Here is a 15445-nt window from a genome sequence, read left to right as displayed (position 1 = left end):
CCGAGATCGGTCAGCCGATCGCACCAGGACTTGAAGTCCTCCCACTCCGCCAGATCGTAGGAGTAGTGATCGAGGTCCCCCGGGTGTCCGTTCTCGACCACGGCCAGGGTGTGATGATCACGATCGCTGCGCAGCCAGGCGAACTTGCCGTCGTCCAGTTGATCGGAAATACGGAACCCCACGGTGTCGACGAAGAACGAGACCATCGCGACGACGTTGTCGGTTCCGAGTGTGGTGTGCTGGAACTTGATTGGGCGTCGTCCTGGATCGGCGGCATTCTCACCCTGCCGATGCACTGGGCCGTGGAAGTGCACCGGAGTGCCGTCGGGGTCGAGCACCGAGATTCCCGACGGCGCCCCGACGGCATTGTCGACGACCGTGGGGTCGAGTTCGGTCACCTCGTGCCCGGCAGCGACGAGCCGTTTGGCGATGCCGTCGATTCCGTCGACATCTCGGACCTCGAATCCATAGTAGGCCAATCCTTTCGGTCCTTCGAACAGGTCGAGGACGTGGTGCCCGAAGCCCCAACCCAGCCGAAGACCACCGCCTGCCAGATTGTCCTGGATCGTCAGTCCAACGGTGCGGCCGTAGAAGTCCGCGGCATCATCGACGTCGGGAACGGTGAAGCCGATGTGCGACACTGCTGTTCGAGTGAGGGTTCCTACGGCGCCGCGTTCCTGCAGGGTGACGCGAGTGGGTGCGTGCATGTCAGAGTTCCGCCTTTCGGGGCGATGGTCGGGAGGGGTGTGCAGTCATATCGGTCTCCTGTTGGTTGCGGACGAACGGTGGGTCTTCCGGGCTCCGCGGGATTCCGCCCGGTATGACGAGGGCAATGAGCGCGGCGAGAACGCTGGCTCCCACACATACGTAAATGCTGGTGTCGAGACCGAGTTCGAGTGCGGATCGGGCGAGCGGAGCGACCACGTCGGACACAGGTCCGAGGTCGGCGTTGGCCACTGCCAGTGGCCCACCCTGTTCGTTGACGCCGGTGGCCACGCTTGCGACATCGGGCGGCAGCGATCCGTCGGACAGGCTGGATGTGAGGGTTGCACCCGCGACTCCGAACGCGACGGCGCTGACGATGGCCGGACCCAAGCTCTGACCGGTTTCACGGACGAGACTGGTTACTGCGCTGGCCATCCCGGCGTAGTCGATGTCCACCGCGCCGACTGCCACGGCGGTGAGTGCGGTGAACATGGTGATGAATCCTGTACCGAGCAACAGGATTGGACCGGTCATCGCCAGCAGTGAGGTGGAATCGCCGGGTAGCTGAGCCATCCAGAATTGACCGATCGCGAGAGCCAACAGCCCGGTCACGAGCAGAGTTCGGGCCGCGATGCGCATCAGCAATCGAGGCAGGAGCGGCGTGAGCAGAAGGGGGACCGCCTGGATCAGCGCGAATGGCAGGGCAGCTTGCAGTGGACCGACGTGCAGTATCGCCTCCAGCTTCACGCTCAGTGCGTACGCGGTTCCGATGAAGCCGAACATCGCGAGTAGGCCGATTGCGGCCGCAGCGGCGAACGACGGGGTTCGAAACAGATTCAGGTCGAGCATCGGCGTACGAGCACGTCGCTCGCTGACCACGAACAGAATTCCTGCCGTGATGGCTATGACGAATGCAGCGATGATGGTCGGGGTGGCGAATCCATCGACGGATCCTTGAATGACGGCGTACAGCAGGGCAAGTAGCGACACCGCGATGGTGATCTGACCTGGCCAGTCGAGGCCGCGCCCTGCGGGATGGCGCGAATCGACGATGACGAGTGCACTGACTGCGGCGGTGACGAGCCCCAGCGCGGCCGGAACGGCGAAGGACCAACCCCAGCCGAAGTGCTCGGCGGCGAAACCGCCGATCAGCGGCGCGATCATGGCTCCGAACGCGAGACTGACGGCCCAGTACGAGACTGCACGCGCGCGGTCTTCTCGCGCGGGAGTGGCGGAGACCAACATGGCCAGGGACGTGGGAAAGATTGCTGCAGCGCCGAGCCCTGCGATCGCCTGCCCGGCTATGAGCTGCGTGAGTGTTCCCGATGTTCCGGCGACGACGTCGCCGGCGAAGATGAGGACGCCACCCCAGACGAGCAATCGTTTGCGGCCGAACATGTCACCGAGCACGCCGAAATTGAGTTCGAGTATTGCGGTGGGGAGGATGAATGCGGCTGGAATCCAGGCGAGTGCTGCGGCGCTGGCGCCGAGGTCGCGCTGAATGACTCCCAGCAGGGGTGCCGCCAAGGACACTCCCATCTGCGCGACACCGATTGCGAGGCAGCACGCGAGGAGCGTGCCCCGATCCAGCTTCTGAGCGTGGTTGGCGGGGACGCCGCCCGATCGTGTGGATGTCATGGGGTTCCTTGTGGGAGATGGAAGATGATGTCCTAATAATCAGGACGTATGTTCCTCAATATAGGACAATAGTCATGGCGCAGATCACTTCTGTCAATAGCTCTCACTCGGAAAATCCCGTATGTCGATTGCGTGTTCCTGTAATTCAGGAATACGGTGGTGAAATGGCAACGGATTCGAGCGGGTACCGAGAACGCAACAGCACGGCAGATCGGGCTTTGGTCATCCTGGGTCTGTTCACCGAGGATCGGCTGCAGATCAGTGCGAACGACGTCGCCGAGGCGCTCGGCAGCGCCAGGTCCACCGCGTACCGATACCTGCAGACGTTGGTGGCGGCCTCGTTCCTCGAGGAAGCTCCGGGTGGCGGATTCCGACTCGGTATCGGCGTTCTCGAGTTGGCCAGGCTGGCCCGGCGTGGGTACGGGTTGACCGCGATCGCGCAACCGGTGATGCGCGCGCTCGCGGACGAGGTCGGCGAGACCGTCCTTCTCACGCGCCTGGTGGACGACACCGTGGTGTGCATCGAGCGATGCGAGGGCGCGAAGCAACTCGTTCGGCTGAGCTACGAGCGAGGCAGTCGGTTGCCGATCAATGCGGGCGCATCGGCGCTGACTTTGCTGGCGTGGTTGCCCGAGAAGGAAATTCGAGAGCTCCTTGGCCGACATGCCCTCCAGCGCTTCACCGAACGAACGCTCACCGATGTCGATGTGCTCGTGAAGCGCCTCGCGGAGATTCGGACTGCCGGCTACGGCATGACCGTAGCCGAGGTCGATCCGGATGCAACTGGAATCGCGGCCCCGATCTTCGACGACAGCGGCGCAGTGGCAGCCGCGCTGAGCATTGTCGCCATTCGTCGACGTGTGCCGGAAGATCGGTCGGAACTGCTGGTCAACGCCGTTCGCGCCGCCGCCGAAACTCTGTCTCGGAAGCTGGCGGTCGTGAGATCGTGACTTCAGATAGTCCTATTTAGCAGGACTCTATTCCTATTTAACGTGACGCGCGCTACGTTGGGGTGGTGAACATGCCAGCCGACACCTCCTACGATGTGGCGATCTGCGGTGCCGGACCGGTCGGAATGACGGCGGGGCTACTGCTCGCGGCGCAGGGGCTTACCGTGATAATCCTCGAGCGCCGATCGACCACCAGCAACGAACCCAAAGCGATCAGCATCGACGACGAGGCCCTACGTGTGTACCAGCAGGCCGGTGTCGTGGACCGTGTCCTGCCGATCGTTGTGCCCGGTACCGGAACTCGCTATTTCGACAGCAACGACGAACCCGCGTTCCATGGCGGGGCCGCCATCCCCTACCGGCTCGGCTACCCCTTCAAGAACCCGTTCGCCCAACCGGACCTCGAGCGAGTGCTGTTGTCCGCGCTCCGAAATTCGCCCAACGTCACCGTGTGTTTCGATACCGAAGTCACCTCCATCTCGCAGCATGCCGACACCGTCGAACTCCAGGCCGGTGGCCGTTTCTTGTCGGCCCGCTACCTGCTGGGGTGCGACGGTGGACGGTCGACGGTCCGGTCCCTTCTCGGTATCGGGATGACCGGACGTAGCCACCCTGAATTGTGGCTCGTCGTCGACACACTCGGTGACTTCCACACCGAGCGCTACGGAATGCACCATGCCGATCCGAAGCGTCCGCACGTCGTGGTGCCCGGACTGAACGGGCGCTGCCGATACGAGTTCAGGCTCTTCGACGGCGAGGGCACGGCGACCGACGCCCCGCCCTTCGAGCTCATCGAAGACCTCGTGTCCCGCTACCGCACCATCACGCCCGACCAGGTCGAGCGGGCCGTCAACTATCGCTTTCACGGACTGGTTGCTGATCAGTGGCAGAGCGGTCGATGCTTCTTGCTCGGCGACGCTGCTCACATGATGCCGCCTTTCGCCGGCCAGGGCCTCAACTCTGGGATTCGGGATGCGGCGAACCTCACCTGGAAGATCGCGGGAGTTCTTCGAGGGGCGTTGCGCGAGACCGTCACGCAGAGTTACGAATTAGAGCGTGCGCCGCATTCCCGTGCTGTGGTCCGTGCGTCCGAGAGGCTTGGCCGGGTGGTGATGACGACGAACGAGCGGCTCGCGCATCGCCGCGACGCGCTCATCGGCGCCGCACTGAAAACTGCGGACGGTCGACGATTCTTCGAGACCATGGCGTACAGACCCGCGTACGAATTCACCGACGGAATGATCGTTGCCGGCACCGGTGTCGGTGTCGTGGTCGGGCAGCCTCGGACGTTCGATTCCTCGACCCGAACGATCGAACCGCTCGACAACGTGCTCGGACCGGGATGGGCGCTGGTGGGAGTCGACGTGACCGATCCCGCCGACTGGACGCAGGCATCGCGCGTCGCCGATGTCTTCGACGCGGCGATCGCGATGGTTCCCACCGACCATACTGTTCCCCGACTCGACACCGTCAACGTGCTGCTCGATGTCGATGGCCGACTCGACGCCGAATTCGCGCGATATCGAGGGCATTTCGTTCTGCTTCGACCCGATCATGTCGTTGCCGCAGCGTGGAACCCGACCGAGACCGACCGCGTTCTTACTGCAGTGACGGCATGGACTCCGAGCTGTGAAAGAACCCAGACGAAAGGCGCTGACCATGCGTGATCTACCGTCTCCTCTCCCGACGACCGTTGTTCGGCGTAACGACCCAGCCGCACCGCGCCGCAGCGCGGACGTCGACTGGAACACCTCGAACAAGTTCTTGAACGGACCGTTCGCGCCATGGCAGGAGGAAACCGAATCGTTCGATCTACCCGTGCTCGGGAAGTTGCCGGACGATCTTGCCGGGGCACTCTTCCGAGTCGCGAACAATCCGCGATTCGAACCACTCGACACCGACCGCTATCACTGGTGGGAAGGCGACGGAGGCGTCGCGGGGACATACATCCGCGACGGCAAAGCATCGTTCCGCATGAAGTGGGTCAACACCGACTCGATGAAGGTCGAGGTCGAAGCCGGTGAAGCTCTGTACAGCGGATTCGTCAACGGTTCAGGCAAAGCTCGTCGGGACCTTCCGGAGGGCGCGCCGCCGGCAAAGAGTGTCGCGAACACCAACGTCGGGCTGTTCGCCGATCATCTTCTCGTGTATTTCGAAGGGGGACTGCCTCATTCGATGCATCCGGAAACACTCGACACGCAGGGAACATACGATTTCGGAGGTGCGCTCGACATCCTGTGCACCGCGCACTACAAGATCGACCCGGCTACGGGGAACATGCTCTTCTATGCGGCAGTCGGCCCGAGCTTGACGTGGTACGAAGCCGATCCGACGGGATCTGTGACAGACACCTTCTCCTTCGACATGGGCTGCCCGGCAATGGTTCACGACTACATCGTCAGTGAGCACCTAGCGATCTTCCTCATCTCGCCGAATCAATTTCGACTCGACCGGATCATGGAGGGCCGCCCGGGTGTGCTCTGGGACGAATCGGCAGTTCCGGGCGGCAGTAGGTTTGCGGTGCTCGACCGGCGGACCCATGAGGTGACCTGGTACGACACCGGGCTCATGCTCGCGCCGACGCACTTCTTCAACGCGCACGAGACACCGACCGGCATCGTGGTCGATCTGCACGTCATCGCTCGCTTGGGCAACCCCGTCGACGATTCCGACGAACCGCTCGACTCGCACTCCTGGTTCCCACCTGCCATGGCCTGGCGATTCGTGCTCGATTCCGCGACGAAGACGACTACCCAGCAGATGCACAGCGGTATCGCCGGCGAGTTCCCCAAGATCAACGATGCCTGGCTCGGCAAGGAAAACCGGTTCGGCTACTTCACCACCACCCGGAATCTGTCACCGTTGACCATGACCGACGGTCTTGCTCGTCACGACTTCTCGACCGGCCAGACGATCGTCCTGGAAGGGCCCGACGGTCTGACGAGCCCCAGCGAACCGGTGTTCGTCCAACGCCGCGGTGGTACCGAGGAAAACGACGGCTACCTGCTGACGATCTGGTGGAATCCCGCGACCGGCCTGTCCGAACTGCTGGTTCACGAGGCGAGCGCATTCGTCCGCGAACCGCTGGCGCGAGTCAAACTCCCCGTCCGAGTGCCCTTTGCCTTCCACGGATCCTGGGCCGAGGCAGAGGTGCTCGACACGGCGGTCGCCGCGCAGTCCGAATAGACAAACACTGTAAGAACCGATTCGACGAGAGGCAAAGAACATGGCAAGCACAACGGCGTGGGCGCACAAGATCTTCGACGGCGAGTGGAGGACAGGCGGAGGTGGAACCTTCGATGTCGTGGCGCCGGCGACGGCCGAGGTGATCGCCACCGTCGGGGCCGCAGATGTCGGTGACCTCGATCGTGCGGTCGCCAAAGCGGTGTCCGCGCAGCGAGAGTGGGCATCCAAGCCCTACACCGAACGTGCCGCGGTGATGACTGTGGCTGCAGCGTTGTTGTCGGCCGATCCGGAGCGACTGACGCGTTGGCTGGTCCCCGAGTCCGGGTCGAGCCAGGGCAAGGCAGGTGGCGAGGTTCAGCTGGTGTTGGCGGAACTCGTGGAGGCCGCCAATCTTGCTTCACAGCCCTACGGGCAGGTGCTGCGCAGCGCGAAGTCGCGCTTTTCGGTGGGCCGCTACGTGCCGGTGGGTGTGGTGGGGGTGATCAGCCCGTTCAATTTCCCTGCGGTGCTGTCCATGCGGTCGGTAGCCCCGGCTCTCGCGGTCGGCAATGCCGTCGTCCTCAAGCCCGACCCGCGCACCCCCATCTCCGGGGGACTCGCACTCGCGGAACTGTTCGCCGAAGCCGGATTGCCCGACGGATTGCTGCACGTACTCCCGTCCGGAGCCGATGTCGGGGCCGCGCTCGTCGCACATCCGGATGTACCCTGCATCTCCTTCACCGGATCCACCGCGGCCGGCCGTCGCATCGGTGAAGCGGCGGCACCATTGCTGAAGAAAGTCCATCTCGAACTCGGTGGCAACAACGCCTTTCTCGTACTTCCCGACGCCGACATCAGCGCGGCCGCGTCGGCGGGAGCATGGGGATCGTTTCTGCATCAGGGCCAGATCTGCATGGCGTCGGGACGACACCTGATCCCGGAGCATCTCGCCGAGGAGTACATCGGCAAGCTCGCCGAGATCGCGACTCGCATAACGGTCGGCGATCCGAGCGACCCGTCCAACGCGCTGGGGCCGATCATCGACGAGAACCAGTTGAAGCGCGTCGACGGGATCGTGCAGGCGACGCTGACAGCCGGTGCGGACCTTGCGGCCGGAGGCACCTACAAGGGTCTCTATTACCGGCCCACCGTGCTCGGCAATGTCCCGAAGGACTCGCCTGCGTTCACCGAGGAGATCTTCGGCCCGGTTGCGCCGGTCGCCACGTACCGAACTGTCGACGAGGCCATCGATATCGTCAATTCTTCGGAGTTCGGGCTCTCCGTTGCGATCCTGACCGCAAATCCGTTCAAGGCCTTCGAGCTGGCCGACCGCATCCGTTCCGGAGCGGTGCATATCAATGATCAGACGGTCGACGACGAAGCGGTGGCTCCGTTCGGTGGAGTCAAGTCTTCCGGATCAGGTGGGCACTTCGGATCGACCGTCAATCTCGATACGTTCTGCGACATGCAATGGGTCACGATGCAGTCCGATATCGAAAAGTACCCCTTCTGAGCGAGGAGATCGCTGCCGTCATAGCGTCGCTCGTTCCACGCGGGACCGAGCCCGTTACCGGGTGGGCGAGCGCGGCGTGTCGACAAGCGGAGACGACGCTCGGCGCCAGCGCGGTGGCCTGGGCTGTGCAGGTAGCCGGCGATCTCGCGTCTCGAACTCAGGTCGAGCACCCGGAAGGGTTCGTGCCGGTTCAAGCCATAGCCGCTCGAGGTGAAGTGCTGGTCCTGCAGGTTCTTTCGACGCTGGCTGCAACCGGCGGATCGGTGGACATGGCAGCGGTGGACATCGCAGCGGAGGACATGGCAGCAATGGCAGAGGAGCCGATCAGGGCGCTCATCGCAGTTGGAGCTCCCTTCGAGCGGGTCGCGGAGACGATACGTGTCGCGCACGAAGTGGTGGTGCGGGAGTTGTTGGGAGCGGGCATCGCCCTGGAGGTCTCCGCCGCGACCCTCACCGCGATCACGGTGTCGGTTGCCCGTGCGACCGACGAGGTGCTGGCCTCCCTGGCGAAGCGCTACACACAGGAGGCAGAGCGGTTCTCCTCGTCGGTACAGCATGCCCGGCACGAGCTGATCGATGCGCTGCTCGACGGGCGGCCGGTCGACGAACATGCCGCGGCCAGAATCCTCGGAGTGTCCATCAGCAACTATCACCGCAGCTTCGTCATCTCCGGGTCCCCGTCGTACCCCCATGCCGATGCGCGGTCGCTACGTCGCGCTGCCGATGCGATCAAGAATCGACTCGGTGCACGGACGGGTGTCGTTCGTGAGCACGCGAATCTTCTGTGGATGTGGGTGTCCTCCGAGCGTCCATTGCTCGTCGACGAGTCGGTAGTCGCAGCTTGGATCGGTGACGAGGTGCGGGTCGGGTTCGGCTCGGTGCAACCGAAGGCGACCGGTTTTCGTCGTACGCATCTGGAGGCGGAGGCCGCAGCGCGGTATGGGACTTCGACGGGGACCGCTGTGGTCGACTATGCCTGCCACACACTTCCGGTACTGCTGAGTACCGATGCCGAGAGGGCTCGATGGTTCGTCGAGTCGGAGCTGGGGGAGCTGGCGGCACAGAATCCGCGCAGTAGGGAACTCGTGACCACATTGAGATGCTACTTCGACTCGAAGTTACGAATCGCCGTCGCTGCGGAACGTCTTCACGTTCACCGCAATACCGCGATTCACCGATTGGCCGCTATCGAGTCGATTCTCGGTCATCCGGTGACCGAGCGTCTGGCCGAGGTGCAAGCAGCGTTGTCGTTGCTAGACGTCATCGGCGATCCACCGGACGAGACCCCATGATCGTCGAACGCCTCGTCGATCATGGGGTCTCGTTCGATCAGACGGTCTGAGACGACACCGCGGCCTCGATGGCAGCACCATCGATCCAGTTGCCGTGGAATCCCATGGGGACACGCTGATTGAGCTTGATCCGCGCGACCGGTTCTGCGTCGAAGTGCAGCGCGTCGTGGATCAGCATCTCGGACAACCGGGTGAAGGGATTCCACCACAACGACATCATCCAACCGTCGTCCTCGCTGGTCGCATTATCGCGACGGACGAAGACCGGCTCCGACGGTGAGACGAGCTCGGCGTTGGGGATCGTCGTGGTGAGATCGCCTCGATAGTCGTGCTTGGCCAATCCGTCGGTGAGCCATCGGTCGGTGCCCTGTGTCGTGGCGTAGTAGCCGAAGCGATGCTCGCGCAGTGCATATTCGTCGTTGATTCTCGGGAACTCGCCGACGACGTCGCTGGTCTGGTAGTCGCGGGTAAGGCGCTGCGAACTCAGGTCGATCACCCACCGCCATGGTTTCGCGATCATGGAGTCGAACCACTCGTTGCAGTCCTGACCCGGCTCGATTGCCGCCGATTCCTCGCTGAGCCAGCCCCACCGATCGGTCCGGTGGCCGTCGATGACGATCGAACTTCCTTCTTGGTAGGCGTTGTAGAAGTGCGTGCCGGAGTACGCGCCATCGCCGTCGATGAATGTGACTGCGCCGCTGTGGCGATCGAGTACCGCGAATCGTGTTCCGTTCGAGGTCTCTGGGTCCCACACCACCGTCGGCTTACCCGCCATCAGGTCCTCGGGCCCGGTGAAGAGGGTGGGCGTGATCATGAAGACGGCGTAGTCCTCGGTGACGATGAAGTCGTGCAAGAAGCACGCAACACCCATGTCGAACTGATGGCTGTCGAGAAGCTTGCCGTGGGAGTTGGCGTGATACCAGGTCAATGTCGAACCGGAAACACCGTAGAAGAGCATGTCGCCGTTGCGCGGATCGGTCTTCCAATGCGCAGTGACGGGCCCGGACACATCGCCGTGGTAGTCGTATTGGCCCCGTGTCTCCAGCGTCGTCGGATGCAGTTCGTGCGGGAGGTCGACCTCGGTGAAGACCAACAGTCGATCATCGAACAGGGTGACGTGGGTATTTGCGGGGTTCTTGAGTGGCGGATTCAGGGAAAAGTCTACTGGAACACCACCATTGAGGATGCTGCCGTACACCGCCTTGCCGTTCTCTTCTTCGACCTTGAACGCTGCCGTCCGCACCCAACGGCTCGAGGCGTGAGCTCGGCCGTCGCGGAGGAAGACGCCGTAAATCATCCCGTCGCCATCGAACCAGTGGTAGCGGTTCGGGTGCGGGGGTCGCACGTGCGGATTGGAACTCGTGCGATACAGCGCTCCGTTCAGTTCGCGCGGAATCTCGCCCACCACTTCGAGATCGAAGGTATCGGCTTCTTGATGCCATGGCTCGAACGGTCCGTTCAGCGACCTGTTGTTCTCGTCCCACATGATGCTCGTCCTCTGCTGTCGGGGCACGTCCAGGCGTTCGCCTGTCCTCTCCTTCGAGAATGGACTCGCTGGCGGCTGCGGGCATCGGTCGAAGCGCACACCATTGTGTGCGCCCACTGGGCACTGTGCCCTTGGCTGCCGCTCAGCGCTTTCGTACCGCAGACGGGGCGAAGGCAGGAGGGGCGATGGCAGGAGGGGCGATGGCAGGAGGGGCAACGGCAACGGTGCCGCCTCCGTTGCGCTTCGCCTCGTACATGGCGACGTCCGCGTCGCGGATCGCGTCGAGCAACTGCTCGGTGCTCGGGGGCGCGCAGCCGGCTGGCAGAATCGCCGCGCCCACACTGAAGGTGACCGGTGGTGCGTCCGCTCGCGGTGACACGAAGGTCGGAAACGACGCCACGATCTGGTCGACGACCGTATGCGGCCCGGTGACTATGGCGGTGAATTCTTCGCCTCCGGTGCGCGCCACGATCGCGTCCGGTCCTGTGTGGAGCGTCAGCTGTTGTGCCACACAGGTGAGGACCGTGTCTCCGACAGCGTGGCCGTAGTTGTCGTTGACCGATTTGAAGGAGTCGATGTCCACCACCACGGCTGCGACGGTGGCGCGACCGAGAGGTATCACTCCGCTGGCTAGGTCGTCGAGTCCGTCGGCGAGCCCGCGCCGGTTGAGCAGGCCAGTGAGCGCGTCCCGGCGTGCCAGCTGGGACTGTCGAATCATGCGTGACCACAGTGCTTGCAGAGATGCTGGGCCGCCCAGGGCAACGGTCACCACGATCTGAGCCCGGACGACGATGGTCGTGACGGATTCGGTGCCATCTTCGAGCGCGGCGAGCGTGAGCACTGTTACCGTCGCGAGGACCACCGCGCTGTGCACCACGAGACTCTTCTGGCCCAGCGCGAGCAGCAGATAAAGGCCGGGCGCCATCAACAGGGGAGCAGCGACGAGCGCCTCCGATGGCAATTCCATGAGCAGCAGAATCGCCACTATTGCCGCTTCTGCCCAGAAGCCGAAGAGCAGCGCAGTACGTGAGCATCGGCGCACTTCGACGATCATCCAGGCCGCGGCCATCGCCGAGTTCAGTACGAGGATTGCTATCACCACCCAGGCGCCGTCCTCGACGAATATCTGACTGTCGGTCAGAGCAACGGCGCCCATGACCGAGGCGTTCGCGGTCGAAGCCGCGATCAACCGTCTGGTCCGGACGCCGAGGAACGTGGCGGGGTTGGCTCGTGCGTGTGACGTCCCGCTCGCGCGTGACACAGTCCCACCGCGCCGCCCGGTCCCGAATGCCGGGGGTATGAGTGTGATCACGCCCGCTCCGTCCCCTCGAGTCGAGGTGGAGTCTTCGCCGGCTCGGCGAATGCACGGCTCCTGCTCGATGTGTTCGATACTAGCCTTAAGGCTACGTTCGCTAGCATTAACGGGGAAAACGGCCGAAAAGAAGTACGCGGTAGCCTTCACCCGATGGTGTCGATCAATGCAGGCCCGCAGCCGGACCCGACCGCCCGGAACACGGAGGTCCCTACCTCGGAACTCGCCGCATCCGGCGAGCAGCGATCGACGTCGAAGCGACCAGGTGGTCGTAGCGCGCGGGTACAGGAGCAGGTGCTCACCGCCACGCTCGCTCTGCTGACCGAGCGCGAGATCGATACCATCTCGGTTGCCGACATCGCGGCTCGCGCGAACGTGGCCGAGACCACGGTCTACCGCCGATGGGGTAGTCGCACCGGGGTGGTCAGCGAAGCAGTGATGAAGATGACCGCGGCCAACAATCCTCCGCCGCGGACCGGGAGTCTGGCCGAGGATCTCATGACGCTCGCCAAACAGGTGGCAATGTTGATCGGCCGACCCGAGGTGCGGCGATTGTTGCGGGCCGTGTACGCGCTGTCGGGTGACCCCGAGATCGACGAGGCTCGCACGGCCTTCTATGCTGCGCGCTTCGCGATTGCTCGGGACATCGTCGAGCAGGCGCAGCAGCGCAACGAGATCGGTACGGATATCGATTCCGACGATGTGATCGAAAGTCTGGTTGCACCGATGTACTTCCGAGTTCTCGTCAGCGGCCGTGAGGTCACGGAGGAGTTCGTGGAGCGGTGTGTTCGCGACACCCTGCTGCTCTTCGCCGGGAAGTAGCTGCCTCCCATTATCGGTAGTTCAGGAGTTCTTGCGACGGTACATGTCAGCGTCGGACTCGACGAGAAGAGTTTCCAGCAGTCCTCCGCTTGGCGAGTAGGCGGTGCCGATACTCGCGCGCACGGTGCACAGCAGGCCGTCGATGTCGATGGGTCGATTCATGCCTTCGGCCACCGCGCGCGCCAACTTGCGCATCCTGGAATCGACATCGGGTCCCCGAAGCACGATGACGAATTCATCTCCACCCGTGCGTATCACGACGTCGTCAGGGCCGGCCGCGTCGAGTAGTCGGTGCGCGGCGGATTGCAGCACTCGGTCACCGACAAGGTGTCCGAAGCGGTCGTTGACACCTTTGAAATTGTCCAAGTCGACGACCACGACCGCGCTCGACTCCTGGGTGGGTCCTTCGGTCAGCTCTTCTTTCAATCGTGCGTGGTTCCAGAGTCCCGTCAAGGGATCGTGCCTTGCGGCGTAGCGCGCTTCGGCTTCCCGCTTCTGGATGTCGTCGTGTATCTGAGCGTGCTCGATGGCGAGTGCGGCGTGATCGGCGAACAGCTCGAGAATCTCGCGTTGCTCGGGACCGGGTCTGAGGCCATGGACGGGCAAGTCGACTGCGAGCATTCCGAGCCATCGTCCGGTCGACCCGTGTAGCGGTGCGAACAAAAAGTCCATTGGATGCCATGCGTCGGGGCTGTCCGAGTGCGTTCTAGTGCTCGTCCAGATGCCTTTGTCCATTTCCGTGACCGTGGGGTTTTCCGATCCGTCTATGAAGCGCAACCTGCCAAGCGGGCAGGAGGCCGCCGTCATCCGGGTCCAGAACTCCTCCGTTTGCACGGTGTTCATCAGCGATCTGCGGGCGTCCTCGTCGCCGACGACGGAGACCACCTCTGTGCACCCGTCTGCTCGTACGAAGTTCATTGCTGCAACCTCGAACCCGGCAGCATCGACCACGCCCTGCGTGATCGCGTCGAGTGTCGTATTCAGGTCGAGGCTGTGATGAATCCTCGATGTCACGCCATGCAGCGCGCGAAAGGCCGCGACGTGCAGAGACGGCGGCAGGCGTGCTGCTTTCCAGGGGGACAAGAGGTCGTCTTTTCGTGGTGGACAATCGGGCATTTTCGGCGAACTGGCTAGGACAGCGTCTGAAGGGTTTCGATTGTAGGTGCAGAATCCACGCACCGGTCGTGTGCCGCCGTCCCCGAGCGCCTCATTCGCCGGAAGTCTCCCACACCGTCGATCTTCGGCAACATGGCTTGGGAGACCCTGTTACCGGTCTGGCTGGCCACCGGAGGCGCCGACCTCGATCGCGTGCAATACGACTGCTGCGGTCTCACTGACGAGTTCGTTGTCGAACTGCGCTGCGGGATCGTTCTTTTCGGTCAGGATAGTGATAACGACGGCTGAGCGTTCTGGTGGTGTGACGACGGCGATGTCGTTGCGAATCGGCCCGGCGCCACCGGATTTGTCGGCGACGACCCATCCGGCGGGTGCGCCCGCGCGAACGAGGGGATCTCCGGTTTTGTTGCCGCTCATCCAGTCGAGCAGAATCGAACGGTTGCTCGAGGTCGAATAGCTGGTTTGTTGTAGGGCGGTCATGCTCTCGGTGAATGCGTCGGCTGTGGTGGTGTCGTCGATCGAGCCGGAGGTGATGGTGTTCAGTTCAGGCTCGTAGTTGACGACTTCGGTGGTGGCGTCGCCGAGCAGTTCCAAGGCGTCGTCGAGGCCTTCGGGTCCACCGATGCGGTCGAGTACGAGGTTCAGCGCAGTATTGTCGCTTTCGCGGACGGCTGCCTCGGCGAGTTCTGCGGCGGTCAGTCCGGTGTCGAGATTTTCGGTTGTCACCGGTGAGTAGCCTGCGCGGTCGATGTCGGATCGAGTCCACCTCACGAGTTCGTCGCGGTCTTCGGTGGAAGTCTGTCGTAGAAACTCGGCGGCCGCGAACGCTTTGAGTGTCGACGCGAACCCGAATCGTTCCGAGCCGCGATAGCTCATCGTCGCTCCGGTCTCGGTATCGAAAGCGCTCACTCCGACTCTCGCGTCGAATCGTTGCTCCAGATTCCGAATAACAGTCGATACGTCCGCTGACGCAGGCTGGTGCGTCCGAGCGGCCGACGACGCTGGGGTAGGACCGGATGGCTGCGGTGGAGCTGATTGCGGTTCGGCGCATGCGGTGAGCATCAACGCGAGTGCGGCGGCTACAGGGGTGAGGCGACGAATCCTGGAGTGCATGTTCAGCGACTACTTTCTTCAGACGAGCCGACATCGACAGCGGGACAACGAAGATGACGCTCGCCTGTGCATCGGGTTTCCCGGGCGAGTGAACCCTACCTCCCGAATCGGGACGACGCGGCCAACCGCGTGCATTCCGATCTGGGTCGCGGACGCCCGTAGAACAAAGTCGCTGCCGCGGTGAACTCCTTCCTGTTGATCTCTTGCAATCGAACATATGTTCGACTACTCTTGGTTGTCATGGGGATGCCGGGGGGCGATATGGACGACAGGCGACGCGACACCGACGTGTGTGTGTCGGGTTTGCTCGACGGTTTGTCCGATGCCCGGCGG

Annotated in this window: 12 protein-coding genes; 6 read left to right on the top strand and 6 right to left on the bottom strand. The window is 63.2% G+C overall.

Annotated features, from left to right (window positions below; genetic code table 11):
* The coding region (locus A2J03_RS14630; RefSeq protein ID WP_068375170.1) for a VOC family protein at positions 1-707 on the bottom strand (707 nt) is incomplete at its 3' end.
* A gap of 1 nt (position 708) precedes the next feature.
* On the bottom strand, positions 709-2343 hold the full coding sequence (locus tag A2J03_RS14625) for an MFS transporter (RefSeq protein WP_082897840.1): 1635 nt from the start codon (positions 2341-2343) through the stop codon (positions 709-711).
* 164 nt (positions 2344-2507) lie between these two features.
* Here A2J03_RS14625 and A2J03_RS14620 point away from each other — a divergent pair, with 164 nt between their 5' ends.
* From A2J03_RS14620 to A2J03_RS14600, 5 genes are all read left to right on the top strand, one after another.
* Positions 2508-3293 carry an IclR family transcriptional regulator gene (locus A2J03_RS14620; protein WP_068375167.1) on the top strand — a complete coding sequence of 262 codons (786 nt, stop codon included), beginning with the start codon at positions 2508-2510 and terminating at the stop codon, positions 3291-3293.
* A gap of 71 nt (positions 3294-3364) precedes the next feature.
* Positions 3365-4960, top strand: coding sequence for an FAD-dependent monooxygenase (locus A2J03_RS14615; protein ID WP_068375182.1), 1596 nt, complete (start codon positions 3365-3367; stop codon positions 4958-4960).
* A complete protein-coding gene (locus A2J03_RS14610; RefSeq protein ID WP_068375165.1) occupies positions 4953-6479 on the top strand; it encodes a carotenoid oxygenase family protein in 1527 nt (508 codons plus the stop codon). The genes A2J03_RS14615 and A2J03_RS14610 overlap by 8 nt, the downstream gene beginning before the upstream one ends.
* Positions 6480-6519: 40 nt before the next feature.
* Positions 6520-7971, top strand: coding sequence for an aldehyde dehydrogenase family protein (locus A2J03_RS14605; protein WP_068375164.1), 1452 nt, complete (start codon positions 6520-6522; stop codon positions 7969-7971).
* Complete coding sequence (locus A2J03_RS14600; protein ID WP_068375162.1) at positions 7929-9263, top strand: PucR family transcriptional regulator; 1335 nt, start codon at positions 7929-7931, stop codon at positions 9261-9263. Before A2J03_RS14605 ends, A2J03_RS14600 begins: the two co-directional genes overlap by 43 nt.
* A 37-nt stretch (positions 9264-9300) precedes the next feature.
* Here A2J03_RS14600 and A2J03_RS14595 read toward each other — a convergent pair whose 3' ends face one another.
* A complete protein-coding gene (locus tag A2J03_RS14595; protein ID WP_156520397.1) occupies positions 9301-10749 on the bottom strand; it encodes a carotenoid oxygenase family protein in 1449 nt (482 codons plus the stop codon).
* Between the two features lie 142 nt (positions 10750-10891).
* Positions 10892-12061 (bottom strand): GGDEF domain-containing protein, encoded by a 1170-nt coding sequence (locus A2J03_RS14590; RefSeq protein ID WP_068375159.1) that lies wholly within the window; start codon positions 12059-12061, stop codon positions 10892-10894.
* Positions 12062-12214: 153 nt separating this feature from the next.
* On the opposite strand from A2J03_RS14590, the gene A2J03_RS14585 reads away from it, so the two are divergent.
* A complete protein-coding gene (locus A2J03_RS14585; RefSeq protein WP_082897838.1) occupies positions 12215-12883 on the top strand; it encodes a TetR/AcrR family transcriptional regulator in 669 nt (222 codons plus the stop codon).
* A 21-nt stretch (positions 12884-12904) separates the two neighbouring features.
* On the opposite strand, the gene A2J03_RS14580 is transcribed toward A2J03_RS14585, so the two are convergent.
* Together A2J03_RS14580 and bla are read right to left on the bottom strand one after the other, a co-directional pair.
* Complete coding sequence (locus A2J03_RS14580; RefSeq protein WP_197480774.1) at positions 12905-13966, bottom strand: sensor domain-containing diguanylate cyclase; 1062 nt, start codon at positions 13964-13966, stop codon at positions 12905-12907.
* Between the two features lie 183 nt (positions 13967-14149).
* Positions 14150-15061 carry a class A beta-lactamase gene (bla, locus tag A2J03_RS14575; RefSeq protein ID WP_269455205.1) on the bottom strand — a complete coding sequence of 304 codons (912 nt, stop codon included), beginning with the start codon at positions 15059-15061 and terminating at the stop codon, positions 14150-14152.
* Positions 15062-15445: the final 384 nt, after the last annotated feature.

This window comes from Rhodococcus sp. EPR-157, from assembly GCF_001647195.1.
GTDB lineage: Bacteria > Actinomycetota > Actinomycetes > Mycobacteriales > Mycobacteriaceae > Rhodococcoides.
This window is presented reverse-complemented; position numbering and strand designations above follow the sequence as displayed.